Raw genomic sequence first — 26593 nt, 5'->3', positions numbered from 1 at the left:
CCGGCGGTGTGGCTCTAGCGGAAAACGACGGTCCGGGAGCCGTTGAGGAGGACGCGGTGTTGGCAATGCCACTTCACCGCGCGGGAGAGGGCGATCGCTTCGGCGTCACGGCCTGCCGTTACCAGGGAATCCGGGTCCACGCCGTGGTCCACCCGGAAGACTTCCTGCTCGATGATGGGACCTTCGTCGAGGTCGCCGGTGACGTAGTGGGCAGTGGCCCCGACCACCTTCACGCCGCGTTCATAGGCCTGGTGGTAGGGCTTGGCCCCTTTGAATCCGGGCAGGAAAGAATGGTGGATGTTGATGGCCCGGCCGTGGAGTTCCCGGCAGAGGCCGTCGGAGAGCACCTGCATGTAGCGGGCCAGCACCACAAGGTCCGCGTCGTATTCGTCCACGAGTTCCAGGAGCCGGGACTCCGCCTGCGGTTTGGTGGACGCCGTTACGGGTACGTGGACGAAGGGAAGCCCTGCTGTTTCCGCCATCGGGCGCAGGTCCTCATGGTTGGAGACGACGGCGGCGATGTCCGCCCCCAGGCTCCCGGCGCGCCAGCGGAAAATGAGGTCATTGAGGCAGTGGCCGAACTTGGAGACCATCACCAGGATGCGCTGCGGCCTGTCGTCGTGGAAGCTGTAGGCCATACCGAACTCGCCGGCGATCTCCGCGAAGTCGGCCGCCAGGGAATCGGCCGTGCTGGCGGCGCTGCCGGCACGATTGCCAGCAGTTCCTGCCAGCGTGCCGGTGAAGGCGGTGCGCAGGAAGAGGGTATTGCTGACGTGGTCGTCGAACTGCTGGTGCTCGGCGATGTCGAGGCCGCGCATCGCGAGGAAGCTGGACACGGCGTGGACGATCCCACGGCGCTCGGGACAGGCAACGGTGAGGACGAACGGCGTCGCCTGCTGCCCGGATCCCGCCAGTTTCTGCCCGACGGGGGCCGCGGAACGGGTCCGTTCCTGCAGCTCGTAGCTCAGTTGTAGGGTCAAGAACTTCACCTCTTAGCTTGAAATGGAGTACTGCCTGATGGTGCCTAGACGTGGCCGTTGACGGTCAGGCCCGGTGGAAGATTGGGTGCCTCGCTGGATTCCTCGACCATGATCTGGCCGTCCACCACGGAGACCTTGTGGACTCGCACCGGCAGCTTGGCCGGCGGGGCGTCCACTTCGCCCGTGCGGAGATTGAATTTGGATGCGTGAAGGGGGCATTCCACCTCGCAGCCTTCCACCCACCCGTCTGCGAGCGACGCGTCCTGATGGGTGCAGGTGTCGTCCAGGGCGAAGAGCTCGCCGTCCTCTGTGTGGAAGACAGCGATTGGTGGGGACGTGTCGAGACGGACTGCGTCTCCGGGGGCCAATGCGGTGAGTGGGCAGGCGATGTGCATCTGATAAACCTCTTTCCCAGTTGACGGGGTCAGCCCGGCCAGCGGGTTGTGCCATCATCAACGCCGATCACAATACGCAACAGAGTGATCCATGCCACACTGCCTTGTCAAGGGGGTCCCGCTTAACAAAACGAACCCTTGACACCCCCTTATGGTCTGCGTCACGCTGTCTCGCATACAGAACGTTGTTGCGTCATACGCAATTTGTTGCATTCGTGCAACGGGAAGGCGGCCATGCAGACACTGGCAATAGTGGGGGCGTCCTTGGCGGGAATCTCGGCCGCACGTGCCGCACGTGCCCAAGGCTTCGCCGGAAGGCTCATCCTGATCGGTGACGAACCGCAGCGGCCCTACGACAGGCCGCCCCTGTCCAAGGATTTCCTGGCGGGAAAAATCAGTCCGGAACACCTTCTCCTGGAGACGCCAGAAGAACGTGAAGGCGGAGATCCGCTCCAGGCCGAGTGGCTGCTGGGATCAGCGGCCCGCAGCCTGGATGCCGAGACCCGGACGTTAACACTCAACGACGGCACGGAAATAAAGGCCGACGGCGTGGTCATCGCCACGGGGTCATCCGCGCGGACGCTGCCTGAACTCGCCGGGCTGGCGAACGTCTTTACCCTGCGGACCGTGGACGACGCGCAGGACCTGGCTCCCGAACTGGTGCCGGGGACCAGGCTCGTCATCGTCGGCGCCGGTTTCATCGGCGCCGAGGTGGCCTCCACCGCCTGCGCCCTCGGGGTTGAAGTCACCGTCGTCTGCTCGGGCGCCGTTCCGCTCGGCCGCCCTCTGGGTGCGGAGATGGCGGGAACCCTGGCCGCGTTACATGGAATTAACGGGGTGGAGCTGATTTGTGACGCGGCCATCGAGTCCTATTACAGCGGCGAGGGAGTTGTCACTGGACTGCGCCTCGCGGACGGCCGCTACGTGCCAGCCGACGTCGTGCTGGTCGCCATCGGGGCCGTGCCCAACACGGCCTGGCTTGCCGGCTCCGGCATCGAGCTCGGCGACGGCGTCCTGTGCGATCCGATGGGCCGGACCAACGTGCCGGGCGTGGTCGCCGTCGGCGACTGTGCTGCATGGCTGGACGAAGAGTCCGGAAAGTACCGCCGCGTGGAGCACTGGAGCGGCGCCGTGGAGCGCCCGGCGCTCGCCGTTACGGCGCTCCTGGACCCCGGGGCCGCCCGTCAGCCGCTGAACCTGCCGTATTTCTGGTCCGACCAGTACAACGTCAGGATCCAGTTCGCCGGTCACGCCCGCGACGCCGACAGGGTGGACATTGAGGCCGGAGATCCCGCGGCTCACAGTTTCTTGGCCGTCTATTACCGCGGCGGCCAGCCTGTAGCCGTCCTTGGCGCCAACCAGCCCCGCCTCTTCACCAAGTGGCGGCGGCAACTGAACGCCGCACGAGCCGCCGCTACCCATGCCCCTCCAGCCCAGACCACCGCTGCCCAGCCTGCGCTGGCAGCATCCGCCAGTTTCGCCTAATCCCCGATACACCTTCCAAACCCCGACGTCAGTCACCGCAGAGGAGTAAGAATGACCACCGAAGTCTTCACGCCCAGCCTGATCCCCACACTCCCGGGCCAGGCCTACGTCAGCGAAGAGATCTTCCGCGCCGAGCAGGAGCGGATCTTCGAGCAGATGTGGTTCTGCGCCATCCGCTCGGCCGACCTGGACAAGCCCGGCGCCTGGCGGACAGTCCAGATCGGGCGGGAGAGCGTGCTGATCAGCCGCACCCGCAAGGGCGGCATCCGCGCCTTCTACAACGTGTGCCGGCACCGCGGCGTCAAGCTGTGCATGGAGGAGCAAGGCGAAGCTGCGCGCTCCTTCCAGTGCCCCTACCACGCCTGGACCTACGACTTTGAAGGCAAGCTCATTGCGGCTCCCAACCTGACCAAGATGCCGGACATCGACCGGGACGAGTACGGGCTCGTGAAGGTCCACATCCGCGAGTACCTCGGGTATGTGTGGGTCTGCCTTGCCGACGAGCCGCCGTCGTTCGAAGCGGATGTCATGGGCGCCATCGAGGAACGGCTCGGGGACCTGCGGGCGGTGGAGGACTATGACATCGCCAATCTGAGCCTGGGCCGCCGCATTAAGTACGACGTCAAGGCCAACTGGAAGCTCATCATCGAGAACTTCATGGAGTGCTACCACTGCGCCACCATCCACCCCGAACTCACGGAGGTGCTGCCTGAATTTGCTGACGGCCTGGCCGCCCAGTACTTCGTGGGCCACGGCGCCGAATTTGGCGAGGACATCAAGGGCTTCACCATCGACGGCTCCGAAGGTCTGGACCGGATTCCGGGCGTAGGCGAGGACCAGGACCGCCGCTACTACGCGGTAACCATCAAGCCGACGGTCTTCGTAAACCTGGTTCCGGACCACGTGATCATCCACCGCATGTTTCCCATGGCCGCTGACCACACCATCGTTGAATGCGACTGGCTGTACCTTCCCAGCGTTGTGGAAAGCGGCAAGGATGTTAGCGCCTCGGTGGAACTTTTCCACCGAGTCAACGAGCAGGATTTCGACGCCTGCGAGCGCTGCCAGCCAGCCATGGGCTCAAAGGTCTATGCCAAGGGTGGCGTGCTGGTCCCGAGCGAGCACCACATCGGCGCGTTCCACGACTGGGTACAGCAGAAGGTGGGGGACGTCACGCCCGGCCATTAGGCCCTGTCTCCGCTGATGGAGCCCGCCGAAACCCTGGTTTCGACGGGCTCCGTCAGTTTTACCGCCGGGAGTAGCCCATCTTGGCGCTGATCTGCAGTCCGGCCTGTTTCAGCGCCTCGAGGAGTCCCGGCGCCGTTTCCGGATCAAAGCGGAAGGCCGGGCCGGAGATGCTGACCGCACCGATGACCGCACCCAAATGGTTGTACACGGGCACGGCCATCGAGTTGAGCCCTATCTCAAACTCCTCCCGCACCACCCCGTAGCCGTCGCGGGCGACGTCGAGCAGCTGGGTTTCGAGCTTGTGCCGGTTGGTGATGGTCCGCGGGGTCCGGGCCGACAGCCCGGTCTCCTTCAGGACGCGGTCCCGGTCGTCCGCGGACAAGGCCGCCAGCAGGACTTTCCCGCTCGAGGTCGCGTGGAGCGGCGTCAGGCTGCCCACCCAGTCATAGGTGGCCAGCGTTGACGGGCCCATGGCCTGGTCCACGTTGACGGCGTAGTTGGAGCGCAGGACGGCGAGGTTCACCGTCTCCTTGAATTCCTCCGCCAGGCTCTCCAGCACGGGCCGGGCCTCGCGGACCAGGCTGAGCCGCCCGGGGATGGAGCTTGCCAGCCTCAGGATGCCAAAGCCCAGCTGGTACTTTCCGCGCTCGCTGTTCTGGTGGACCATTTCCCTGCTCACCAGCGAACCAAGCAGCCGGGAGACGGTGGACTTGTGGATCCCCATCTCCTCGGCGATGTCGCTCACGCCGGCATGGCCGTCCCGCGCCAGGATCTCCAGGACCGCCAGGGCCCGGTCCACTGACTGGACGCCGCCGTGCTGGCCGGTTTCCGCATTGACGTCGGGTTCGCGGTCATTGTCTGAAGCCATGATCCATACTCTCAAGTAGTGTGCGGCTTGCTTACCCGCCGCGAGGCCGCCTGTAGCGTCCTCTCGGTTAGTTCCACGCTTTCGATCCTATGCCGCCAGACGCGCCGGAGCCGGTATTTCGTTACGCGGCCGGACGTCAGCGCAGGCCGTTGCTGTGGGCCATCGCGATCGCTTCGGTGCGGGACGAGGCGCCAACCTTCCGGTAGATGTTGCGGAGGTGGAACTTCACGGTGTTCTCGCTGATGTGCAGGTGCGCTGCGATGGCCCGGTTGCGCTGGCCGGCGGCCAGCAGTTGGAGGACCTCCAGTTCGCGCTCCCCCAGCTTCCAGTCGGAGACGTCGGCCAGCGGCCGGGTAGGCGGGTCGAGCGGGAGGGAAACAGCGACGTCGGCACCCCAGCCGGGCATCACATCCACCGACATGCTGCCGTCCAGGGCTTCGACGCGCTGGGCGAGCCGGGCCATGGCGGGTGCCGTCGCGGACAGTTCGCCGGCACCGTCGTCGCGGACGTTGACCAGGAGGTTCTCGCCGTCGCAATCCCACTGCGTGCGGATCCGGCGGACTCCCGCCTGGTCCACCATGGCCAGGACCAAGCCGCGGACAATTGCCCGGGCCGCGTGGGCCACTTCGCCGGGCAGTGCGCGGCCGTTGACCGGCGGTTCGATGAACTGGACGTCGATCCCGCTGAAGTTCATGAGCGGTTTCAGGTCCTCGCGGAGGCGCTGGAAAGCGGTGGCAACAGGCTCCTCCACGAGTTCGGTGGTGCGGTCGCTGAGCGTGCGGAGCCCTACGAGTGCCTTGGCGGCGACGTCGGTGGCGGACTTCCGCGCCGCGTCATCGCTCAGCGCCGGCGACCTCAGCGCGGCGAGCAAGGTTTCGAGGGTGGTGGAGTGGCGGTCCACCAGTTCGGCGGTCACCCTCACGCGTTCGGCCGAGGCCGCGCGGGATTCAATGAGGTACGACGGCGGCGCATCAGCCACCTTTTCCCGGATCCGTCCAGCGGCCAGCGTCCAGAGATAGCGGAGTATGCGCTCTGCCTCCTCACTGTCAGCGGCGTCCGGCAGGAGCTGCGGATCGGCGATGACCAGCAGCGCGTTGCTGGGTGAGGACAGGGCCAAGACCGGGCGTGGCTCGCCGCCGAGCGTTGCTTCTCCGCGCCAGGCGCCGTCGCGGTTGTCATCCGCCATTGACGCCCGGAGGTGGTCCAGTTCAGCGATGGACACCCTGCTGATGATGGACTCGTCGCCCGCCTTCTTCTGGGGCCTTCCCGTACAGTCCTCGGTGAAGATGACCAGCGCGGTGCTGCCCACGTAAGGCAGGGTGGCCTCCCGCAGCCGCTGCGCGATGGTGGCCAGCGGGGAGGTCGTCAGGGCGGCGATGGCTTCGAGCAAGCCTGTACTGGGCGTTTCCACCTGCCCAGTTTACGGGGGTTGCCCGCTCTTACTACCCGTTTGGGCAGGCAAGACCGTCCAATCATGGCGTTGGACCGGCCCAACGGACGGGTCAGGATGAATGAGTCACAACATTCGTCAAGGAGGTACACGCCTATGAGCGTCATCGCAGACACCGATCCAGCAGCCCTGACCGGTACGTCCCGAGCCTTTGACTGCAACCGCGTTTTGGTCCAGGACGAGATCAACGCGGTGTTCCAGCGCGTTGACCCGGCACAGGTCGCAGCCCTCGTGACCGAGCTCAGGCTGGCCGACAGGATCTTCGTGACCGGCGCCGGCCGCAGCGGCCTCGTCCTTAAGATGGCGGCGATGCGGCTCATGCACCTCGGGCTGACGGTCCACGTCGTCGGCGAGACCACGGCGCCCGCCATCCGCGCAGGTGACCTGCTGCTCGCAGCCTCCGGCTCCGGCACCACCGCGGGTGTCGTCAAGGCTGCGGAAACCGCCGCTGCCCAAGGCGCCCGTGTGGCCGCCTACACCACCAGCTCCGGTTCCCCGCTCGCGGCCGTAGCTGCCGCCGTCGTACTTATCCCGGCGGCCCACAAGACGGACCACGGCTCGGCGGTGTCACGGCAGTATTCGGGCAGCCTCTTCGAGCAGGTGCTGTTCACCACCACCGAAGCGGTGTTCCAAAGCCTCTGGGACGAGGATGCGGCGTCGGCGGAGGACCTCTGGCAGCGCCACGCGAATCTCGAATAAGCGGCGAATCGACCACCATCCCATCACCACCGAAACCACCCCAACCCGAAAGAAGAGCACACGTGAAACTGCAAGTAGCCATGGATGTCCTGACCGTCGAAGCCGCCCTCGAACTGGCGGGCAAAGTCGCCGAATACGTTGACATCATCGAACTCGGAACGCCGCTGGTGAAAAACGCCGGCCTGTCCGCAGTGACCGCCGTCAAGGCGGCCCACCCGGACAAGATCGTGTTTGCAGACCTGAAGACCATGGACGCCGGCGAACTGGAAGCCGAGATCGCCTTCAGCGCCGGCGCGGACCTGGTGTCCGTCCTCGGCGGCGCCGACGACTCCACCATCGCCGGCGCGGTCAAGGCCGCGAAGGCCCACAACAAGGGCATCGTGGTGGACCTGATCGGCGTGGCGGACAAAGTGACCCGCGCCAAGGAGGCACGCGCCCTGGGAGCCAAGTTCGTCGAGTTCCATGCCGGCCTGGACGAGCAGGCCAAACCGGGCTACAACCTGAACGTGCTGCTCAGCGCCGGGGAGGAAGCGCGGGTGCCGTTCTCTGTTGCTGGCGGAGTGAACATCTCCACCATTGAAGCCGTGCAGCGCGCCGGCGCGGATGTGGCCGTCGTCGGCGGCTCCATCTACAGCGCCGACGATCCCGCCCTCGCGGCCAAGGAGCTGCGGGCCGCAATCATCTGATTGGTTGCGGTGGTTGAGCCTGCCGGGTTTCGACAAGCTCAACCGCCGACCTTTCCGGACGCTCTCTCACTTCCTGCAGCAATTTACGAAACGCTCTCTCACGCGCGTGAGAGAGCGTTTCGGTTTTAGATGTAGAAAGTGAGAGAGCGTTCGGGGGTTCGGCTTAGAGAACCTTGCGGATGGTTTCCTCAAAGCTGGTGACGTGGTGCAGGGCCAGCTCGCCGGCCTTGTCGGCGTCCCCCGCGGCCACCGCCTTGAGCAACTCCACGTGCTCGGTGATGTGGCCGCTGACCGAGGGAACCTTGTCCAGGACCAGGCACCAGATGCGCGTGGCCAGGTTGTCGTAGCGGATCAGAGTGTCTTCCAGGTGCGGGTTGGCGGCCGCCTTGTAGATCAGCCGGTGCACGGTCAGGTCGTAGCGCATAAGGTCGCGGGACTCCCCCGCGCTGGGATCCAGGTCCGCGATGGCATCGGCCACCTGCAGTAGTTCACGGCGCATGGACTCGCTTGCCCTCTTGGCGGCCCGGCGCGCAGCCAGCGGCTCCAGCAGCTCCCGGATCTCCGAGACATCGGCGAGCTCCGTGAAGTCCACATTGGTGGCAAAGGTCCCCCGGCGAGGATAGGAAACCACCAAATGGTCCACCTCAAGCCGCTTGATCGCCTCGCGCACGGGCGTGCGGCCGAAACCTAGCTCTGCCGCCAGCTGCCCGTCATTAATGGGTTCACCGGGCCGGATCTCCAGCATGATCAGTTTGTCGCGCAGCTGCCGGTAGGCGGCCTCCGCCTGGGACGGCGCTTCAGCCTCGGCGAGAGGCATTACAGGAAGTGCATTCAAGGCGCCGCTCCGTTCTTCGCTACTGAGTCTCCGACTTCAAACGGAAGCTTCGTGCCACTTTGCTTCCAGCTATTGACTCTCGTGTGACCTCAACCATACCATTGACCTCACACTGATATATCAGTCATAACAACAGTGGTATTTCAAAGGAGCATCCGTGGTTGAGCAGTTGAACGAGCGACTTTCCGCAGTCGATCCCGAGGTCCAGCAGGCCATCGCCAATGAGCTGGGCCGGCAGCAGTCCACCCTGGAAATGATTGCGTCGGAGAATTTCGCCCCGGCGTCAGTCATGGAGGCGCAGGGCTCTGTGCTGACGAACAAGTACGCCGAGGGCTATCCGGGCAAGCGCTACTACGGTGGCTGCGAGCACGTGGATGTCATCGAGCAGTTGGCCATCGACCGGGTCAAGGCCTTGTTCGGTGCAGAATTTGCGAACGTTCAGCCGCACTCCGGCGCGCAGGCCAACGCCGCCGCCATGTTCGCCCTGCTGAACCCGGGCGATACCATCATGGGCCTGAGCCTGGCGCACGGCGGCCACCTGACCCACGGCATGAAGATCAATTTCTCCGGGAAGCTGTACAACGTCATCCCGTACCACGTGCGTGAAAACGACCTTCGGGTGGACATGGCCGAGGTCGAGGCCTTGGCCCTGGAGCACCGGCCCAAGCTGATCGTGGCCGGCTGGTCTGCGTACTCCCGCCAGCTCGACTTCGCCGAGTTCCGCCGGATCGCGGACCTTGTGGGCGCCTACCTGATGGTGGACATGGCCCACTTCGCCGGCCTCGTCGCCGCCGGGCTGCACCCGAACCCGGTGCCATACGCCGACGTCGTCACCACCACTACCCACAAGACCCTCGGCGGCCCGCGCGGCGGAGTCATCCTGGCCAAGGAGCAGTACGCCAAGAAGATCAACTCTGCTGTCTTCCCCGGCCAGCAGGGCGGCCCGCTGGAGCACGTGATCGCGGCCAAGGCCGTGGCTTTCAAACTCGCTGGCACCCCCGAATTCAAGGAACGCCAGGAACGCGTCCTGCAGGGCTCCAAGCTGCTGGCCGAAAGGCTCCTGCAGGCGGACGTTGCCGCGGCAGGGATCTCCGTGGTCAACGGCGGCACCGACGTGCACCTGGTCCTCGTGGACCTCCGCCACTCCGAACTGGACGGCCAGCAGGCCGAAGACGCCCTGCACCGGATCGGTATTACGGTGAACCGCAACGCTGTACCGTTCGACCCGCGCCCGCCGATGGTTTCCTCCGGCCTCCGGATCGGCACGCCGGCCCTCGCCACCCGCGGCTTCGGCGCCGTGGAGTTCACGGAGGTTGCGGACATCATCGCGACGGCGTTGATCGCCGCTGCCGGCACCGGCACCACCGGGACAACGTCCCTGAGCGACAGCACCGTCGTCGAACTCCGTGCCCGCGTGACCGCATTGGCTGAGCAATTCCCCCTTTACTCTCACCTCAATGACGGCACAGAAGTTGCCGCTTTCGAATCTGACATGATTGGAGCAGCCCAGTGAGCAAGCAGCAGCTCCCGGAGCACCCGGATTTCCTCTGGCGGAACCCGGACCCTAAGAAGAGCTACGACGCCATCATTGTTGGCGGCGGCGGGCACGGGCTGGCTACCGCATACTTCCTGGCCAAGAACCACGGGATGACCAACATCGCCGTCCTGGAAAAGGGCTGGCTCGCTGGCGGCAACATGGCCCGGAACACCACTATCATCCGTTCCAACTATCTCTGGGACGAGAGTGCGGCCATCTACGAGCACGCCCTCAAGCTCTGGGAGATCCTGCCGGAGGAGCTCGAGTACGACTTCCTGTTCAGCCAGCGCGGTGTGATGAACCTCGCCCATACCCTCGGTGACGTCCGCGAGAGCATGCGGCGCGTGGGAGCGAACAAGCTCAACGGTGTGGACGCGGAATGGCTGGACCCGCAGCAGGTCAAGGAACTCTGCCCCATCCTGAACATCAGCGACAACATCCGCTACCCCGTCATGGGTGCCACGTACCAGCCGCGGGCCGGCATTGCCAAGCACGACCACGTGGCCTGGGCCTTCGCCCGCAAGTGCGACGAGCTGGGCGTGGATATCATCCAGAACTGTGAAGTCACCGGCTTCATCAAGGACGGCAACCGTGTCACCGGGGTCAAGACCAACCGCGGCACCATTAACACCGAAAAGGTGGGCCTGTGCGCCGCTGGGCACAGCTCGGTCCTGGCGGAAATGGCTGGCTTCCGGCTTCCCATCCAGTCCCACCCGCTCCAGGCATTGGTTTCCGAGCTGCATGAACCGGTCCACCCCACGGTGGTGATGTCCAACCATGTGCATGTCTATGTTTCGCAGGCCCACAAGGGCGAGCTGGTGATGGGCGCGGGCGTGGACTCCTACAACGGCTACGGCCAGCGCGGGTCTTTCCATGTGATTGAGCATCAGATGGCGGCCGCCGTCGAGCTTTTCCCCATCTTTGCCCGGGCCCACGTGCTCCGGACCTGGGGCGGCATCGTGGACACCACCCTGGACGCCTCGCCCATCGTGGGTAACACCCCGGTGGAGAACATGTTTGTGAACTGCGGCTGGGGAACCGGCGGCTTCAAGGGCACGCCGGCCGCGGGCCTGACCTTCGCCCACAACATCGCCACCGGGACCCCGCACAAGCTGAACCAGCCGTTTGCGCTGGAACGCTTCGAAACCGGCGCGCTGATCGACGAACACGGCGCAGCCGCCGTCGCCCACTAGCCGCCAGCGACCTTAGAAAGAAGACGCACATGCTGCTCATCCCATGCCCCAACTGCGGCTCGCGCGACGAGACCGAGTTCCACTACGGCGGCCAGGCCCACGTAGCCTACCCCGAAAACCCCACCGAGCTGAACGACCGCGAATGGGCCGAGTTCCTGTTCTACCGGGACAACACCAAAGGCGCCTTCGCCGAACGCTGGCTGCACAGCACCGGCTGCCGCCAGTGGTTCAACATGCTCCGCGACACGGTCACCTACGACATCCAGGCCGTCTACCCGATGGGTGAAAAGCGCCCCGACACCCCCAGCATCACCGCCCCGGAAGGAGCAACCAAGTGACTTCCCAGAACGCCCGCCTCACAGCCGGCGGACGCATCGACCGCACCATCTCCTGGCGTTTCACCGTGGACGGCGAGGAATTCGCGGGCCACCCCGGCGACACGCTCGCCTCGGCCCTGCTGGCCAACGGCCGCATCGCCGCCGGAAACTCCCTGTACGAGGACCGCACCCGCGGCATCATGTCCGCAGGCGTTGAGGAATCCAACGTGATGGTCAAGATCTCGCCGCGCTTCCCCGGTGACGTTGCAGAGTCCATGCTCCCCGCCACCACCGTCACCCTGGTGGACGGCCTGAAGGCAGAACTGCTCAACGGCCTGGGCAAGCTGGACCCCGAGGAAGACCGGGCCGAATACGACAAGAAGTACGTCCACACCGACGTCCTGGTGATCGGCGGCGGCCCCGCCGGCCTGGCCGCGGCCCGTGAAGCGGTCCGCGCCGGTGCCCGCGTGATGCTCATGGACGACCAGCCCGAACTGGGCGGATCGCTCCTGTCCGGATCCACGGCGCCCGGCCTGGCCGAGGCCATCGAAGGCAGGCCCGCCTTGGAATGGGTGGCTGATGTGGAAGCCGAACTCATTTCCGGAGCCGAAAGCACGGTCCTGAACCGCACCACGGCCTTCGGCGCCTACGACGCCAACTACGTCATCGCGGTCCAGAACCGCACGGACCACTTGTCCAGCCCGGCCGCCCCCGGCGTTTCCCGGCAGCGGATCTGGCACGTGCGTGCCAAGCAGGTGGTGCTGGCTCCCGGTGCCCACGAACGGCCCCTGGTTTTCGAGAACAACGACCGCCCCGGCATCATGCTCGCCTCGGCCGTCCGCAGCTACCTCAACCGCTACGCCGTGGCCGGCGGGCAGCGCGTGGTCATCAGCACCACCAACGACAGCGCCTACGCCCTCTCCGCGGACCTGCGCGCCGCCGGCGTCAACGTGGCGGCCGTCGTCGACGCCCGTCCGCAGCTCACGGACGTGGCGGCCGCCGCCGTCGAAGCCGGCACCCGGGTGCTGATCGGCAGCGCCGTGGCGGACACCGCCGCCGGTACCAGCCCCGACGGCCGCGTTACGAGCGTGACCGTCCGCAGCATTAACGACGACGGCGAACTCACCTCCGGCATCGAGGAAATCGCCTGCGACCTGCTGGCTGTCTCCGGCGGCTGGAGCCCGCTGGTCCACCTCCACTCGCAGCGGCAGGGCAAGCTGCGCTGGGACGAGGACCTGGCGGCGTTCGTGCCGAGCACCGTGGTGCCGAACCAGCAGTCCGTTGGCTCCGGCCGCGGTAGCTTCGACCTCGGGGACTGCGTGGCCGAGGGCATCTCCGCCGGCGCCGCGGCTGCCATTGCGGCGGGTTTCGAATCCGACACTAAGCCGGCCGTCCTTGGCGAGCCGAAGGCGTCCGGTCCCACCCGGCAGCTCTGGCTGGTCCCCGGCCAGGCCGGCACGCCGGACGACTGGCACCACCACTTTGTGGACTTCCAGCGGGACCAGTCCGTGGCAGACGTCCTGCGCTCCACCGGCGCCGGCATGCGGTCCGTGGAGCACATCAAGCGGTACACCTCCATCAGCACCGCCAACGACCAGGGCAAGACCTCCGGGGTCAACGCGATCGGCGTCATCGCCGCCGCGCTCCGGACCGCCGGCGAAGCCTCCCGCGGCATCGGCGACATCGGCACCACCACCTACCGGGCACCGTTCACCCCGGTGGCATTCGCGGCACTCGCCGGACGCCAGCGCGGCGAACTGTTCGACCCCGCCCGCAAAACGTCCATCCACCCGTGGCACGTCGCACAGGGGGCACTGTTCGAGGACGTGGGGCAGTGGAAGCGTCCCTGGTACTACCCGCAGGGCGGGGAGGACATGGACGAGGCCGTGCTCCGTGAGTGCGCCGCCGTCCGCGAATCCGTCGGTTTCATGGATGCCACCACCCTGGGCAAGATTGAAATCCGGGGCAAGGACGCCGGTGAGTTCCTCAACCGGATCTACACCAACGCGTTCAAGAAGCTCGCGCCGGGTTCCGCCCGCTACGGCGTGATGTGCATGGCGGACGGCATGATTTTCGACGACGGCGTGACCCTGCGCCTGGACGAGGACCGGTTCTTCATGACCACCACCACCGGCGGCGCCGCGAAGGTGCTGGACTGGCTGGAGGAATGGCTGCAGACCGAATGGCCGGAACTCGACGTGCACTGCACGTCGGTGACCGAACAGTGGAGCACCATTGCCGTCGTCGGGCCTAAATCCCGGGCGGTGATTGCCAAACTGGCGCCGGAGCTCGCAGCGGACGGCGGGCTGGAAGCAGAAGCCTTCCCGTTCATGACATTCCGCGAAACCACCCTGGCTTCCGGCGTCCAGGCGCGGATTTGCCGGATCTCCTTCTCCGGCGAGCTGGCCTACGAGATCAACGTGCCGTCCTGGTACGGGCTGAACACCTGGGAGGCTGTGGCCGCGGCCGGGGCCGAATTCAACATCACCCCCTACGGCACCGAAACCATGCACGTGCTCCGCGCCGAGAAGGGCTACCCGATCGTTGGCCAGGACACCGACGGCACGGTCACCCCGCAGGACGCGGGGATGGAATGGGTGGTCTCCAAGGCCAAGGACTTCATCGGCAAACGCTCCTACGCCCGGGCCGACGCCCAGCGCACGGACCGCAAGCACCTGGTCAGCGTCCTGCCCGTGGACGGCACAATCCGGCTGCCCGAAGGCACCCAGCTCGTGGAAAAGGGCATCCCCACCAACCCCGCCTACGGCCCCGTGCCCATGCAGGGCTTCGTGACCTCGAGTTACCACAGCGCCGCGCTGGGAAGATCCTTCGCGCTGGCCCTGATCAAAAATGGCCGCAACCGCATCGGCGAGACCCTGGTGGCCGCCGCCGGCGACCAACTGGTTGACGTTGTTATCGCCGAAACCGTACTTTTTGACCCCGAAGGAGCCCGTAAAGATGGCTAATACAGCAGCGCTCGATGGCATCAATGGACTCCGGGACATCCGCCGCAGCCCCGCCTCCCACCTGGCCGCAGAACTGGAGGCCGGTTCCGTCCAGGGAACGGTGGCCCTGAAAGAGGGGCCGTTCCAGACCATGGCGGGCGTCCGCGTGGACCCCTGCTCCGAGGAAGGGACCCAGATCGCCGCCGTGGTCGGCGGCCTGCCGGCACGCTGCGGCGACGTGGGCGGCACGGACCGCGTCACCGTCCTCTGGCTGGGACCCTCCGAGTTCCTGGTGGTGGCACCGGAAGAGGCCCACGACTCCCTCGGCGGTGACCTCATCGGCTCCCTCGTGGCTGCGCTGGGCGAGGCGCCGGGCCAGGTGGTGGACCTCTCCGCGAACCGCACCACGTTCGAGCTTTCCGGCCCCCGCTCCCGTGCCGTCCTGGAAAAGGGCTGCGCCCTGGACCTGCACCCGCGCAGCTTCACCCCGGGAACCGCCCTGTCCACGGAGATCGGCAACATCCCGGTGGTCCTGCAGAAGACCGGGGAGGAGAGCTTCCGGCTCTTCCCCCGGGCCTCGTTCGCGGACTTCCTGGGCCGCTGGCTCCTCGATGCAATGCGCGAGTACGCCTCGCCAGAGGTCCCCTAAATGGCGCTCAGCGTCCTGGACCTGTTCTCCGTCGGCATCGGGCCGTCGTCCTCACACACGGTCGGCCCGATGCGGGCGGCGAAGCTCTTCGCGGACGGGCTCAAGGGCGACGGCCACCTCAGCGCCACCAAACGCGTCCAGGCTGAGTTGTTCGGTTCGCTCGGTGCCACGGGCCGGGGCCACGGCTCGGACAAGGCCGTGGTCCTGGGCTTCAAAGGACTGGACCCGGAAACCGTGGACACCGCCACGGCGGACGACCAGGTGGCCGCGGCAGCCCTGGACGCCGAACTCATGATCGGCGGGCACCACCGCGTGGACTTCAACTGGGACGAGGACGTGGTGCTGCACCGGCGCAAGTCCCTCCCGGCGCACCCCAACGGCATGACCTTCCGGGCCCTCGACCACGCCGGGACCGTCCTGAGCGAACGGAGCTTCTACTCCATCGGCGGCGGCTTTGTGGTGGACGGGGACGCCGACGCCGGCGACCGGGTGGTGGCTGATGCCACCGTCCTCCCCTACCCCTTCACGACCGCCGACGAGCTCCTGGCGATCTGCAAGCGCGAGGGCATGTCCATCTCCGATGTGATGCTGGCCAACGAGCTGGTGTGGCGCAGCGAGGCGGAACTCCGCGAAAAGCTGCTGGCACTCTGGGCGGTGATGCGCGAATGCGTGGACAACGGCTGCGCGGCGGAAGGGATCCTTCCCGGTGGTCTGAACGTGAGGCGCCGGGCGCCGTCGTTATTCCAGACCCTGACCGCGGACACGGGCGTCACCGACCCCTTCCGCGCGATGGAATGGGTGAACCTGTTCGCCCTCGCCGTCAACGAGGAAAACGCCGCCGGCGGGCGTATCGTCACGGCCCCCACCAACGGCGCGGCGGGAATCGTGCCTGCCGTCCTGCACTACTACGTGAAGTTTGTTCCCGGAGCCGACGACGACGGTGTCATACGCTTTCTGCTGACAGCGGCCGCCGTCGGGATTCTTTTCAAGATCAACGCCTCCATCTCCGGCGCCGAGGTCGGCTGCCAGGGCGAGGTGGGCTCTGCCTGTTCCATGGCGGCCGCGGGCCTGTGCGAGGTCCTCGGCGGCACGCCCGAGCAGGTGGAAAACGCCGCCGAAGTCGGGATCGAACACAACCTCGGCCTGACCTGCGATCCGGTAGGCGGCCTGGTGCAGATCCCCTGCATCGAACGGAACGCCATCGCCAGCGTGAAAGCCATCAACGCCGCGCGACTGTGCCTCCACGGGGACGGCAGCCACAAAGTATCCCTCGACAAAGCCATCAAAACCATGCGTGAGACAGGAGCGGACATGAAAACCAAATACAAGGAGACCTCCCGCGGAGGCCTCGCCGTCAACGTCATCGAGTGCTGAGCCATGACTGCCATCCAGACTGAAACGTCCCTCCCCCAGCCCGTCACCACAGTGGAACACGTCCTGACCCTCGACTGCCCGGAGACACCCGGAATTGTCCACGCCGTGTCCGGCTTCCTGCTCGAACACGGCTGCGACATCGTGGACAGCAAGCAGTTCGGCGAACGGTCGGAGGCGCACTTTTTTATGCGCGTGCACTTCGCGTCCGACGGCGATGCCTCCACCGCGGACACGTTGCGGGCCGCTTTTGGCCCCGTGGCGGAACGCTTCGGGATGAGTTGGCGGCTGGAGCGGCTCGGTGCCAAGCGCCGCGTGCTGATCATGGTGTCCAAGTTCGGCCACTGCCTGAACGACCTGCTGTTCCGTGCCAGAACCGGCGAGCTTCCGGTGGAGATCGCGGCGGTGGTCTCCAACCACACGGACCACCAGGGCCTGGTGGAATGGCACGGCATCCCGTTCTTCCACGTGCCCGTCACCGCCGAAACCAAGCCGGCCGCCGAGGCCCGGCTCCTGGAACTCGTGGACGAATTCGACGTGGAGCTGGTGGTGCTGGCCCGGTACATGCAGGTGCTCAGCGACGAGCTCACCCGGCGGTTGGATGGCCGGGCGATCAACATCCACCACTCGTTCCTGCCCAGCTTCAAGGGCGCCAAGCCCTATCACCAGGCCTACGCGCGCGGGGTTAAGACTGTTGGCGCCACCGCGCATTACGTGAATGCCGAGCTGGACGAGGGGCCGATCATCTCGCAGCAGACGGTGGAAGTGGACCACACGTACGGGCCCGAGGACCTGGTTGCCGCCGGCCGGGATACCGAGTGCAAGGCGCTGTCTAATGCAGTGCGCTGGCACTGCGAAGGCCGCGTGATCCTGCAGGGCAACAGAACGGTAGTGCTCCGCTAACCCCCCACCCCCTAGGACGCCCCCACCCCCGACGCTCTCTCACTTAATGCGGGTTTTCAGGCGATCCTTTCTCACTTAATGCGGGTTTTACCGTGACGCTCTCTCACCGTGGTGAGGGAGCGTCACGGTCTTAAGGGCCGACGTCGTCTCGACGCGCGTTTCCGCGGACGCTCAGTCGCTGCTGGCAAAACCAGCGGCTTGCGGGTGGTCAAGCCAGCCCTTGCGGAGCCCCTTCTTGATCTTCACGACTGATTGCTGGAAATCGTCGGCAAGATCGCTCTGATCGAAAACCAAAACCGTCCAGCCGGCTGATTCGAACGCCTTATCCCGTCTCCTGTCGCTGAGGATCTGTGCGTCACCAAGGTGATGTCCGCCGTCGTACTGGATGGCGAGCCGGCAGTGACGGTAGGCGAGATCGGCCGACGGCGATCGCGCGTCTCCGGCGCGCAATGGCACTTGGAGTTCGGGCTGGGGCAGCTCGGCGTCGGCGATAGCCAGCCGAAGCAGCGACTCGGGGGCGGAATCGGCACCCACACGCATCAGATCCAGCGCTTCACGGGCCCGGACGATGCCTTGGAGATTTGGGTGGCGGGCCGCCAGTATGCGCAGCCCCGCCACCGTGTCGTAAGGCTGCGTCCTGCCCTCGAAGTCCACGCGCGGGATGCGGATAAGTTCGTCACCCATGCTCACCAGGTCCTTGAGCGGCAGGATTGATGTCAAATCGAGCCAAGTTCGGGACCGTGTGCTCATGCGGATGCCGTCGATAAGTTCGATCTCGTCTTCCAGCGCCAGGACGGTATGGCCGGACACTCCCTTCCGGCGGACCGCTGGCAGTGAACGCGGCTTGCTCAGATGAAGCTCTGTGGAATCGGCAAGCCGCGGCGGCAGCAGCTGGCACCGAAGCCGGGCCGCGGTGACGTGTGAGATCCAGGCTCCGTGCGAAGCAGCCGATAGAGCCCTGGCGGCGCCTTCCAGATCAAAGTCCCAGTCCGCCGGGCGGTAGAGACCGCGGCCCACGTTAACTACATCCTTGCGGCGAAGCCGGTTCAGGGTGACGCCGGAGGCCCGGGCTGAGCCGAAGGTAAACGGACCAGCCGCTAACGGCTGGGGCAGAAAATCTTGCTTTCGCATGAAGGCATTGTGACCCGAAACGGTGTGATGCTGCAGAAGTTATCCACAGGCGGGCGCTGGCCCCGGGGCAAGTGCGAGAGGGTTTGCCGAAAAGCTGCAGGAAGTGAGAGAGGATCGCCGGAAAACCCACATTAAGTGAGAGAGGGTCGTTCGGGGCCGGCTACAGCGCTGCCAGCCGGGTTGCCAGGTGCAGCGCTGCCAGACGGCCCGTTCCGCGGGGATCGCCGCCGCAGAGTGAGAAGATCCGCTGCAGCCGCTGATGCATCGACTGCCGCTCCAGGTGAAGGTCACGCGCAGCCTGCGCCGTGTTGCAGCCGGAATCCAGCCAGACCCGGAGTGTCTCAACCAGCGCGGAATTTCGTTGGGCATCGTGGACGAGGAGGGCGCCGAGCTGCTGGCTGACATAGTCCGTGCGCTGGGTTTCATCCAGCGTATGGAAAGCGAGCCGCTCCACCGCGAAAGCGTCGGCGTCGAGGACAACTCCGGACTTCCCCGGCCCGGCTCTGAGCGGCCCGGCCTTGAGCGGCTCGGCGCCGGCGGCAAGGTCCAGAGTCAGCCGGGCTTCCGTCAGTGACCATGGCGCGGCGGAGATTCCGGTGGCCACCGGACCGACGGCGCTGACAGTTCCCTCTGGCAACGCCAGCGACTGCAGTCCGGCCAGAATTGCGTCCCGGTCTTCCTGCGCCTTCCCGGGGCGGAGCACGGTCAGCGCCAAGAGTTCCGCGTTGTCGGCGTAGCTTGCACTCTGATGCCCCACCCGCTCCAGCAGGTGCTCCACAGCCATCCGGGGTTGCCGTGAGCCGGGGGAACGAACCACAACAGCCACCAGCTGCGCGGCCAATGGGATCCCGGCCGCCGGAGCGAGCTGCTGGAGCCGCCAGTTTTGAGCTCCGGAATCGACGGCGCGGATCAGCGCCGCACCCGCCATCTCCTTCAGGCCGGGGGGCATGCGCTGCAGCAGGGCCAACGCCAGAATGTCCACCGAGCGGTTCCCCGCGATCCTCGCCAGGTTCACGTCGGCTCCTGCCAGGGCGTGAATGGTAAGGCGGGCTGAAGGGATGCCACGCACGGACACGTCAACCTGGATGATTCGCGCACGATCCGGCGCGGCCTCGATGGACGCTGTGGGTTCCGGCTCCCCCGCATGATCAGCCGGCAGCGCGCTGGCCAGCGGGGCGCCCGCGATGGACGTCAGCACAACTTCCGCGCCGGTAGCGTCCGCCAGGACAGCCAGGATCCGGTCAAGACTGCCGCCATGGGCCAGCTCCACCGCCATGGCATGGCTGGCCCGGTCAGCCTGCTGCAAGTGGGCAGCTGTCTCGCTCACTAGCAGCGAGTTGATCGCTTCCATCACGCCTACAAAGGGCACCACCTTGCGAAGCTCTATCAGCGGAAGGCCGGCCGTTTCAGCTGCTGCCACCATCGACGACGGTATCGAGGCCAGCTCCGTGCCAGTCTCTATGGCCAGCGCGGCCACGCCGCGTTCTGCCAGCTCCCAGATGTAGTCCGCGCGCCGTTTGTCCGTTGCCAACGCAAGAGCCTGGCCGCCGGTCAGCAACAGTTCACCGCCGCCAAGTAGCGGGGCAATGTCCAAAACCTCACTGGAGTGAATCCAGCGCAGCTGCGTCTGGGCCGCAATGGCCGCCGCTGCGCGGATCACCGGATCCGCGGGCGTGAGGGTGGAATGTTTCAAAACATCCTGCAGGCGTATTGGCATGACACTCCGTCGCGTTTTCTCATAAACTTCAAGACACATTGTATGTGGTGCATGTGGCCTGGGACACATAATCTTGAGGAATCCCCATCCCCTCAACGAAGAGGCCCCAATGCAACAAAAACCCTCAACCGCAGGAGCAGGACAGCAACCTGCACTTGAAGATTGCGAAGCCTGGCTCCAGCCGATCCCCGAATCCCAGCGGACACACAAGGTCTCCGGACAGTTCTGGATCTGGGCCGGCGCCAACCTGGCGCCCATCAACTGGGTACTGGGTGCCCTCGGAATCCACTTGGGGCTGGGTTTCGCGGATACCGTCATCGTCCTGGTCCTGGGCAACCTGATCGGCATGCTGCTCTTCGGCTGCTTTGTGCTCCTCGGCCAGAAGACCGGCGCCACCGGCATGGTCCTGGCCCGCGCAGCCTTCGGCCGCCGCGGCAACTACCTGCCGGCAGCCATCCAGGCGGTCCTGGTGATCGGCTGGTGCGCGGTTAACACGTGGATCATCCTGGACCTGGTCATGGCACTCTTCGGCACGCTGGGATGGGTGGATCCCACAGCACACAACTATGGCTGGAAGATTGGCGTCGCCACCGCCATCATGGCCGCGCAGGTAGCCATCGCCTGGTTCGGCTACAAAGCCATCGCAGCCTTCGAAAAGTGGACCGTGCCGCCCACCATCCTCATCCTGGCCGTCATGTCCGCTGTGGCCTGGTTCGGCATGAAGATCAACTGGACGTACGCCGGTCCCGCCGGCAACATCCTGGAAGGCTCCGAACGGATCGCGGCCATGAGCGCCGTGATGACCGCCATCGGCATCGGCTGGGGCATCACCTGGTTCACCTACGCCGCCGACTACTCCCGGTTCGTGAGCACCCAAGTTCCCAAGAAAAAGGTCTACATGGCGTCGGTCCTTGGCCAGTTCATCCCCGTTGTCTGGCTGGGCATCCTCGGCGCAAGCCTGGCCACCAACAGCGGCGAAATCGACCCCGGGAAGCTCATCGTCCAGAACTTCGGCGTCCTCGCGCTGCCGGTGCTGCTCATGGTGCTGCACGGCCCCATCGCCACCAACATCCTCAACATCTACACCTTCTCGGTCGCCACGCAGTCGCTGGACATCACCATCAGCCGCCGCAAACTCAACCTGTTCGTCGGCGTCTTCTCCCTCGCCGCCGTCGTGTTCTTCATCTTCCAGGAAGACTTCGCAACAGTCCTCGACGCCTGGCTCATCGGGCTCGTGGCGTGGGTTGCCGCGTGGGGCGGAGTCATGCTGGTCCACTACTTCTGGATCGAGAAGCGCTGGCCGGGCAACCCGGAGAGGCTCTTCGACGCCGTCGGCACCAAACGCCTCCCCGGCGTCAACTGGGCAGGTGTCGTCTCCCTCCTGGTCGGCATCTTCGCCACCTGGCTGTTTATGTACGGACTCGTTCCGGCGATGCAGGGCCCCATTGCCGTGGCTCTGGGCGGCTGGGACCTGTCCTGGCTTGCCGGCGGCCTTGCCAGTGCCGGCACCTACGCCATCCTCGGGCCGAAGGTCCACCGCAAATACCTCGAGGCCGACCAAACGGACACCGCCGCCCACCCGGCGTCCGCAGACCTGGGATTCGACGCCCAGACCAGCGCCCCCGCCGGTCTCTGAAACGCCCCGGACCTGAATTACTAGCGGACACTGAAACTCAAGGAAACAAGACATGACCTTTGAAGCATTCGCGGATTCAGCCCATCCCATCACCTGGCCTGACGGTAAGCGGGCAGCAGCCTCGTTCACGTTCGACGTCGACGCCGAGTCCTGCACCATCGCCCACGATCCGAAGAGCACGCGCCGGATGTCCCTGATGACCCACCAGTCGTACGGGCCCAAGGTGGCGGTCCTGCGTCTGCTTCAGATCCTCCAGCGACAGGACATTCGGGCCACCTTCTTCGTTCCCGGCTTCACGGCAGACTGCTACCCGGACACGGTCCGGCGCATCGTGGACGCCGGGCACGAGGTGGCCCACCACGGGTACCTGCACGAACCCATGCAGGGGATCGACGCCGAGACCGAGGCCCGCTACATCGACCGCGGGCTCGAGGCCCTCGCGAAGGTCGGCGTGGAACCGGTGGGTTACCGCGCGCCGTGGTGGGAACTGAACTGGCACTCCCCTGCGCTCCTGGCGGACCGAGGTTTCCTCTACGATTCGAGCCTGCTCGACGGCGACGCACCGTACCGTTTCAGCGTCGCCCCCGGCGACAGCCGGGACATCGTGGAGATCCCGGTCGACTGGACCCTGGACGACTGGGAACAGTACGCGTTCTACCCCGGAGTTACCGGCAGCGGCGTCATCGAAAGCCCGGCCAAGGTCCTGGAAATGTGGACCCTGGAGGCGGAGGCACACCATGCCCAGGGCAGCTGCTTTGTCCTGACCAACCACCCGTTCATCTCCGGCCGGCCGTCCAAGGCCGTTGCCCTGGAAAAGCTGATTGACCGGGTGAAGTCAATGGACGGAATGTGGGTCACCACCATGGAGGACATCGCCGAGCATACCCGCAGGACCGTCGAGGAGGTCCACATCCACGCCCGGATCGAGGTCCCTTCCTTTCCGGACACGGGCGCCCGGTTCACGCCGGCCGCGGTCCGGCAGCAGACACCGGCCGGTAGCCACGGCCGGTAACCCCGGACTGCGATAAGCGGCACACAAGGAAGCGCCCGACGGCGGCAGGAGACTGCCGCCGTCGGGCGCTTCTTGCGTTGTGTGGGACCGTCAGCGGACACCCTAGGCGAGCAGGCGCTCCACGTCCGCCACTTCCGGGTAGGCCGCCTGCGTTCCCTTGCGCGTGGTAGCCAGCGCGGCGGCAATCGAAGCGAAAGCGGCGGCGTCAGCCAGCGGCGCGCCGGCTGCCAGGCGGGCCGCCACGGCCCCCGTGAACGCGTCGCCCGCGCCGGTGGTGTCCACGGCCTTGACCTTGATGGGTGCCACCCGGACCAGCTGCTGCCCGGCAGGAGCCAGCGAATCCAGCACCACAGAGCCGTGGGCCCCCAGCGTGACCAGGACGCGTTGCAGGCCCCGCTCGGCGAAGTGCAGCCTGACCGCTTCCCAATGGCTGACATCCGCGTCGCTGCCGGGAATTTCGGCGGAACCGGGATTCCCGGCGGAGCCGAGGAACAGCGACGCCTCATGGGCGTTGACCAGCAGGACGTCGGTCAGGTCCGCCAGCGCCTGCGGGATTTCCGCGTACGGCGAGAGGTTCAGCAGAACTGTGGCGCCGGCGTCGTGCCCTGCCCGGGCGGCGGACTCAACCGTGTCAAGGCTGACTTCCAGGCAGAGACAGACCACTGCGGCGCCGTCGAACGTTTCCGCCGCAGCGGCGACGTCCGCCGGCGAGAGGGTGCCGTTGGCGCCGGCGGAGATGATGATGTTGTTTTCGCCGCTGGAATCCACGGCGATGACGGCGACGCCGGTGGCCTCGGTTGCTGAGGTGCGCACGCCGGAGATGTCCACCCCGGCGCCGGCAGCGGAGGACAGGAGCATGTCGCCGTTGGCGTCCACGCCCACGGCACCCACAAGACTGACGGACCCGCCCAGCAGGCTGGCGGCGACGGCCTGGTTGGCGCTTTTGCCGCCCGGGTTCACGGCGAAACCGTTGCCGTGCACCGTCTCGCCGGGCAGCGGCAGCCGCTCGCAATAAATGGTCAGGTCCGCGTTCAGGGAACCGACGACGACGATCCGGCCGCGGGTGCCGGCTGTTGCGGCGGTCATTCGGTCACCTCAGCCTCGACGGGCTTGGGGATCAGGAGCGACGCGGCGAACGCGGCCACCGTGATGACCAGGCCCGTCACCACCACGGAGAGGTAGGACGCCTTGGCGTCGCCGAGAGCCGAGGTGGCCACCAGCACTGCGGGCAGCACCAGGAAGCTCAAGCCGGCGCCCAGGTTGAAGGCGCCCGCGTTCATGCCGGGCAGGAACCCCGGGTTTCCGGCGGGTGAGAGGACAACTCCGAGTCCGTTCAGCATGATGTTGACCGTACCGGCGTACATGATGCCCAGCAAGACCGTTCCGGCGATCATCATGGGCAGGCTGCTGAGGCCGAAGAACGCGATGATGGCCAGGGCGGCGATGCTGCCCAGCATGCCGATACGCAGGACCTTGGTGTAACCGAGAATGGGCGCGAGCCTGCGGCTGAGGGGACCCACCAGCCAGCCGAGCAGGGCGTACGGGGTGAGGATGATGAGCGACATTTCCGTGGGGCCGATGCCGAATCCCGGGTCAGCGGCCTGCACGTACGCCGGTACGATCCCGTTGATGACGGCGAAGATGCCGGTCATGGTCAGCGTGATGGTCAGCAGCGGCGCCCAGGTGGAGCGCTGCCGCAGGTGGACGGTTTCCACCATGGGCTGTTTGGCGCGCTTTTCCACCGTCCAGAAGCAGTAAAATGCGACGGCGGCAACCACCACCAGCCCGATGGCCAGCAGGAGCGTGCCGGGCGCGAAGGCGCCCACCAGCTTGGAGCCCTCGTTGAGGGCGGTGAGCAGCGCACCCACGGCCACGACGATGAAGAACACGCCCAGCCAGTCCATGGAGGTGCCGGCGGCCGGCTTGCTCTCGCCGGCGAGGACGGCGATCAGGGCGGTGGCGACGAGGGCCAGGACCACCATCAGCCAGAAGATGCTGCGGAACCCGAAGTGCTCGGCGAAGTAGCCGCCCACGAACGAGTCGACGCCGGCCACGCCGCCGTTGACCGCGGTGATGAGGCCCATGAGCGTCCCGTATTTGCGCGGGTTGCTGACGGCGGAGCGGAGCATGATCAGGCATAACGGCACCGTGGGGCCGCTGACGCCCTGGATGATGCGGCCCACAAAGAGCCAGGTCACGTCGGGAGCCATGGCCGCGATGACCGAACCGCCGGCCATCAGGAGCATCATGCCGATCAGGATCTTCTTCCGGCCGATGATGTCACTCAGGCGGGGCAGGAAGACGGAGAACAGGGCGGCCGCGGTGAAGAACCAGGTCTGGGAGAGGCCGATGACGGCCTGATCGGTGTTCAGTTCCTTGCCCATGGTGACCAGGGCCGGGCTGAGCATGGAGGCGTTGAGCTGGAAGGCGACGCACGCGGCCAGCAGGGCGACCATCAGGGCGGTGACGTTGCCCCGGCTGGTCTTTGCCTCAATGAGGGTGGCGCTCATTTACTTGCCTCCCGTGGCTGCTGCAAGGCCTGCTGCTTCAAGAACGGCCGGTTCGCCGATGCGCACGAGGGCATCCGTGACGAGGTCCCAGAAACGGGCGTGGTCCAGGTCAACGGCCACGGACGTGGTGCAGTCGTCCGGTGCGGGGGCGCGGAAGTCGGCCACGGTCATGCCGAGCGTCAGTGTGCCCTGCAGTTCGATGTCCACCGGAACCTTGCGAGTGGTGACGATGCTGGGATCGATCACGTAGGCCACGGCGCACGGATCGTGGACGGGCGGGAAGTCAAAGCCCTGGGCGTCCTTGTAGGTCTGGGTGAAGAACTCCATCAGTTCCATCACGAACTTGGCGGGTCCGGTACCCACAGCCGCAATCCTCTCCACCACATCCGGGGTGGCCAGGGCCTGGTGCGTGAGGTCCAGGCCCACCATCACCACGGGCCACTTCTCGTTGAATACGATGTGGGCGGCCTCGGGGTCGATGATGATGTTGAATTCGGCCACGGCGCTCCAGTTGCCCACGTGGTAGCCGCCGCCCATAAGGACAACTTCCTTGACGCGTTCCACAATGCGTGGCTCCTTGCGGGCTGCCAGCGCGATGTTGGTGAGGCCGCCGGTGGGAACCAGGGTGACCGTTCCGGGTTCGTGGGCCATCACAGTGTCAATGATGAGGTCGACGGCGTGGCGCGGGTCCAGTTCGATGGTGGACTCGGGCTGTGCGGGGCCGTCCATGCCCGTTTCTCCGTGGATGGACGGCGCGGTTTCGATGGTGCGGACCAGGGGCCGGCCGCAGCCGGCGGCAAAAGGTACGCCGGTGATGCCGGCGATGGTCCCGACGGCGAGCGCGTTCTTGGTGACCTTTTCGAGCGTCTGGTTGCCCACCACGGTGGTGACGGCCAGCAGTTCAATATCAGGGTTGCCGTGCGCGAGCAGGATGGCCACGGCGTCGTCATGCCCGGGGTCGCAGTCAAGAATGATTTTCTTGGGGGCGGGTTTCATCGGTTTGGATTCCACGTTAAATCTCCACGTCATTGGGGCCTGCCGGAGCAGTGGCCGAAAGCATTCACGGAGATCATGACACCTGCCCAA

Annotated in this window: 23 protein-coding genes; 13 read left to right on the top strand and 10 right to left on the bottom strand. The window is 66.0% G+C overall.

Going from position 1 to position 26593, the window contains the following annotated elements; translation table 11 throughout:
- Window positions 1-14: 14 nt before the first annotated feature.
- The gene (gene purU / locus NG701_RS12285) at window positions 15-914 is read right to left on the bottom strand and encodes a formyltetrahydrofolate deformylase (RefSeq protein WP_252568342.1); all 900 of its coding nucleotides are present in this window, start codon (window positions 912-914) and stop codon (window positions 15-17) included.
- Between the two features lie 110 nt (window positions 915-1024).
- Window positions 1025-1375, bottom strand: a complete 351-nt coding sequence (locus NG701_RS12280; protein ID WP_160675681.1) for a bifunctional 3-phenylpropionate/cinnamic acid dioxygenase ferredoxin subunit — start codon at window positions 1373-1375, stop codon at window positions 1025-1027.
- Window positions 1376-1609: 234 nt separating this feature from the next.
- On the opposite strand from NG701_RS12280, the gene NG701_RS12275 reads away from it, so the two are divergent.
- Entirely contained in the window at window positions 1610-2860 is a 1251-nt protein-coding gene (locus tag NG701_RS12275; protein WP_252567821.1) for an NAD(P)/FAD-dependent oxidoreductase, read from the top strand.
- A 51-nt stretch (window positions 2861-2911) separates the two neighbouring features.
- The gene (locus NG701_RS12270) at window positions 2912-4048 is read left to right on the top strand and encodes an aromatic ring-hydroxylating oxygenase subunit alpha (protein ID WP_252567819.1); all 1137 of its coding nucleotides are present in this window, start codon (window positions 2912-2914) and stop codon (window positions 4046-4048) included.
- Window positions 4049-4106: 58 nt separating this feature from the next.
- Here NG701_RS12270 and NG701_RS12265 read toward each other — a convergent pair whose 3' ends face one another.
- Entirely contained in the window at window positions 4107-4916 is an 810-nt protein-coding gene (locus NG701_RS12265) for an IclR family transcriptional regulator (RefSeq protein ID WP_252567817.1), read from the bottom strand.
- A 136-nt stretch (window positions 4917-5052) separates the two neighbouring features.
- Window positions 5053-6327 (bottom strand): helix-turn-helix transcriptional regulator, encoded by a 1275-nt coding sequence (locus NG701_RS12260; protein ID WP_252567815.1) that lies wholly within the window; start codon window positions 6325-6327, stop codon window positions 5053-5055.
- 135 nt (window positions 6328-6462) lie between these two features.
- Between NG701_RS12260 and hxlB the strand changes: the two genes are divergently transcribed.
- Together hxlB and hxlA are read left to right on the top strand one after the other, a co-directional pair.
- A complete protein-coding gene (gene hxlB, locus NG701_RS12255; protein WP_252567813.1) occupies window positions 6463-7065 on the top strand; it encodes a 6-phospho-3-hexuloisomerase in 603 nt (200 codons plus the stop codon).
- Between the two features lie 62 nt (window positions 7066-7127).
- Window positions 7128-7751, top strand: coding sequence for a 3-hexulose-6-phosphate synthase (hxlA, locus tag NG701_RS12250; protein ID WP_252567811.1), 624 nt, complete (start codon window positions 7128-7130; stop codon window positions 7749-7751).
- A gap of 163 nt (window positions 7752-7914) precedes the next feature.
- On the opposite strand, the gene NG701_RS12245 is transcribed toward hxlA, so the two are convergent.
- Entirely contained in the window at window positions 7915-8568 is a 654-nt protein-coding gene (locus tag NG701_RS12245) for a GntR family transcriptional regulator (protein ID WP_252567809.1), read from the bottom strand.
- Window positions 8569-8743: 175 nt separating this feature from the next.
- On the opposite strand from NG701_RS12245, the gene glyA reads away from it, so the two are divergent.
- The 7 genes from glyA to purU (NG701_RS12210) are packed head-to-tail and all read left to right on the top strand — an operon-like array spanning window position 8744 to window position 17501.
- Window positions 8744-10099 (top strand): serine hydroxymethyltransferase, encoded by a 1356-nt coding sequence (gene glyA / locus NG701_RS12240; RefSeq protein ID WP_308292600.1) that lies wholly within the window; start codon window positions 8744-8746, stop codon window positions 10097-10099.
- On the top strand, window positions 10096-11316 hold the full coding sequence (locus NG701_RS12235) for a sarcosine oxidase subunit beta family protein (RefSeq protein ID WP_252567807.1): 1221 nt from the start codon (window positions 10096-10098) through the stop codon (window positions 11314-11316). Before glyA ends, NG701_RS12235 begins: the two co-directional genes overlap by 4 nt.
- Window positions 11317-11345: 29 nt before the next feature.
- The gene (locus NG701_RS12230) at window positions 11346-11654 is read left to right on the top strand and encodes a sarcosine oxidase subunit delta (RefSeq protein ID WP_308292599.1); all 309 of its coding nucleotides are present in this window, start codon (window positions 11346-11348) and stop codon (window positions 11652-11654) included.
- Window positions 11651-14599, top strand: coding sequence for a sarcosine oxidase subunit alpha family protein (locus NG701_RS12225; RefSeq protein WP_252567805.1), 2949 nt, complete (start codon window positions 11651-11653; stop codon window positions 14597-14599). The genes NG701_RS12230 and NG701_RS12225 overlap by 4 nt, the downstream gene beginning before the upstream one ends.
- Window positions 14592-15227: a sarcosine oxidase subunit gamma gene (locus NG701_RS12220; RefSeq protein ID WP_252567803.1), complete on the top strand. Its 636-nt coding sequence runs from the start codon at window positions 14592-14594 to the stop codon at window positions 15225-15227. The genes NG701_RS12225 and NG701_RS12220 overlap by 8 nt, the downstream gene beginning before the upstream one ends.
- Window positions 15228-16601: an L-serine ammonia-lyase gene (locus tag NG701_RS12215; protein ID WP_252567801.1), complete on the top strand. Its 1374-nt coding sequence runs from the start codon at window positions 15228-15230 to the stop codon at window positions 16599-16601.
- Window positions 16602-16604: 3 nt separating this feature from the next.
- Entirely contained in the window at window positions 16605-17501 is an 897-nt protein-coding gene (gene purU, locus NG701_RS12210; protein ID WP_252567799.1) for a formyltetrahydrofolate deformylase, read from the top strand.
- A 171-nt stretch (window positions 17502-17672) separates the two neighbouring features.
- Here the strand turns inward: purU (NG701_RS12210) and NG701_RS12205 are convergent, their stop codons facing one another.
- Complete coding sequence (locus tag NG701_RS12205) at window positions 17673-18632, bottom strand: DUF559 domain-containing protein (RefSeq protein ID WP_252567797.1); 960 nt, start codon at window positions 18630-18632, stop codon at window positions 17673-17675.
- Window positions 18633-18792: 160 nt separating this feature from the next.
- A complete protein-coding gene (locus NG701_RS12200; RefSeq protein ID WP_252567795.1) occupies window positions 18793-20349 on the bottom strand; it encodes a helix-turn-helix domain-containing protein in 1557 nt (518 codons plus the stop codon).
- A gap of 109 nt (window positions 20350-20458) precedes the next feature.
- Between NG701_RS12200 and NG701_RS12195 the strand changes: the two genes are divergently transcribed.
- The gene (locus NG701_RS12195) at window positions 20459-21985 is read left to right on the top strand and encodes a purine-cytosine permease family protein (RefSeq protein ID WP_252567794.1); all 1527 of its coding nucleotides are present in this window, start codon (window positions 20459-20461) and stop codon (window positions 21983-21985) included.
- Between the two features lie 52 nt (window positions 21986-22037).
- The gene (locus tag NG701_RS12190; protein WP_252567792.1) at window positions 22038-22997 is read left to right on the top strand and encodes a polysaccharide deacetylase family protein; all 960 of its coding nucleotides are present in this window, start codon (window positions 22038-22040) and stop codon (window positions 22995-22997) included.
- A gap of 102 nt (window positions 22998-23099) precedes the next feature.
- Here NG701_RS12190 and NG701_RS12185 read toward each other — a convergent pair whose 3' ends face one another.
- The 3 genes from NG701_RS12185 to uriH are packed head-to-tail and all read right to left on the bottom strand — an operon-like array spanning window position 23100 to window position 26536.
- Window positions 23100-24083, bottom strand: coding sequence for a ribokinase (locus NG701_RS12185; protein WP_252567790.1), 984 nt, complete (start codon window positions 24081-24083; stop codon window positions 23100-23102).
- Window positions 24080-25507 (bottom strand): uridine transporter UriT, encoded by a 1428-nt coding sequence (uriT, locus tag NG701_RS12180; protein ID WP_252567788.1) that lies wholly within the window; start codon window positions 25505-25507, stop codon window positions 24080-24082. Before uriT ends, NG701_RS12185 begins: the two co-directional genes overlap by 4 nt.
- On the bottom strand, window positions 25508-26536 hold the full coding sequence (gene uriH / locus NG701_RS12175) for a uridine-preferring nucleoside hydrolase UriH (RefSeq protein ID WP_374208684.1): 1029 nt from the start codon (window positions 26534-26536) through the stop codon (window positions 25508-25510).
- Between the last annotated feature and the right edge of the window lie 57 nt (window positions 26537-26593).

Origin of the sequence: Pseudarthrobacter cellobiosi, assembly GCF_023913815.1 — a bacterium.
GTDB lineage: Bacteria > Actinomycetota > Actinomycetes > Actinomycetales > Micrococcaceae > Arthrobacter > Arthrobacter cellobiosi.
This window is presented reverse-complemented; position numbering and strand designations above follow the sequence as displayed.

Bases quoted from the DNA above. Each gene is read 5' to 3' on its own strand.
- NG701_RS12280 (WP_160675681.1), bottom strand. From the start codon at position 1,375: ATGCACATCGCCTGCCCACTCACCGCATTGGCCCCCGGAGACGCAGTC.
- NG701_RS12275 (WP_252567821.1), top strand. From the start codon at position 1,610: ATGCAGACACTGGCAATAGTGGGGGCGTCCTTGGCGGGAATCTCGGCC.
- NG701_RS12270 (WP_252567819.1), top strand. From the start codon at position 2,912: ATGACCACCGAAGTCTTCACGCCCAGCCTGATCCCCACACTCCCGGGC.
- NG701_RS12265 (WP_252567817.1), bottom strand. From the start codon at position 4,916: ATGGCTTCAGACAATGACCGCGAACCCGACGTCAATGCGGAAACCGGC.
- hxlB (WP_252567813.1), top strand. From the start codon at position 6,463: ATGAGCGTCATCGCAGACACCGATCCAGCAGCCCTGACCGGTACGTCC.
- NG701_RS12245 (WP_252567809.1), bottom strand. From the start codon at position 8,568: ATGCCTCTCGCCGAGGCTGAAGCGCCGTCCCAGGCGGAGGCCGCCTAC.
- NG701_RS12230 (WP_308292599.1), top strand. From the start codon at position 11,346: ATGCTGCTCATCCCATGCCCCAACTGCGGCTCGCGCGACGAGACCGAG.
- NG701_RS12220 (WP_252567803.1), top strand. From the start codon at position 14,592: ATGGCTAATACAGCAGCGCTCGATGGCATCAATGGACTCCGGGACATC.
- NG701_RS12215 (WP_252567801.1), top strand. From the start codon at position 15,228: ATGGCGCTCAGCGTCCTGGACCTGTTCTCCGTCGGCATCGGGCCGTCG.
- purU (WP_252567799.1), top strand. From the start codon at position 16,605: ATGACTGCCATCCAGACTGAAACGTCCCTCCCCCAGCCCGTCACCACA.
- NG701_RS12205 (WP_252567797.1), bottom strand. From the start codon at position 18,632: ATGCGAAAGCAAGATTTTCTGCCCCAGCCGTTAGCGGCTGGTCCGTTT.
- NG701_RS12200 (WP_252567795.1), bottom strand. From the start codon at position 20,349: ATGCCAATACGCCTGCAGGATGTTTTGAAACATTCCACCCTCACGCCC.
- NG701_RS12195 (WP_252567794.1), top strand. From the start codon at position 20,459: ATGCAACAAAAACCCTCAACCGCAGGAGCAGGACAGCAACCTGCACTT.
- NG701_RS12190 (WP_252567792.1), top strand. From the start codon at position 22,038: ATGACCTTTGAAGCATTCGCGGATTCAGCCCATCCCATCACCTGGCCT.
- NG701_RS12185 (WP_252567790.1), bottom strand. From the start codon at position 24,083: ATGACCGCCGCAACAGCCGGCACCCGCGGCCGGATCGTCGTCGTCGGT.
- uriT (WP_252567788.1), bottom strand. From the start codon at position 25,507: ATGAGCGCCACCCTCATTGAGGCAAAGACCAGCCGGGGCAACGTCACC.
- uriH (WP_374208684.1), bottom strand. From the start codon at position 26,536: ATGACGTGGAGATTTAACGTGGAATCCAAACCGATGAAACCCGCCCCC.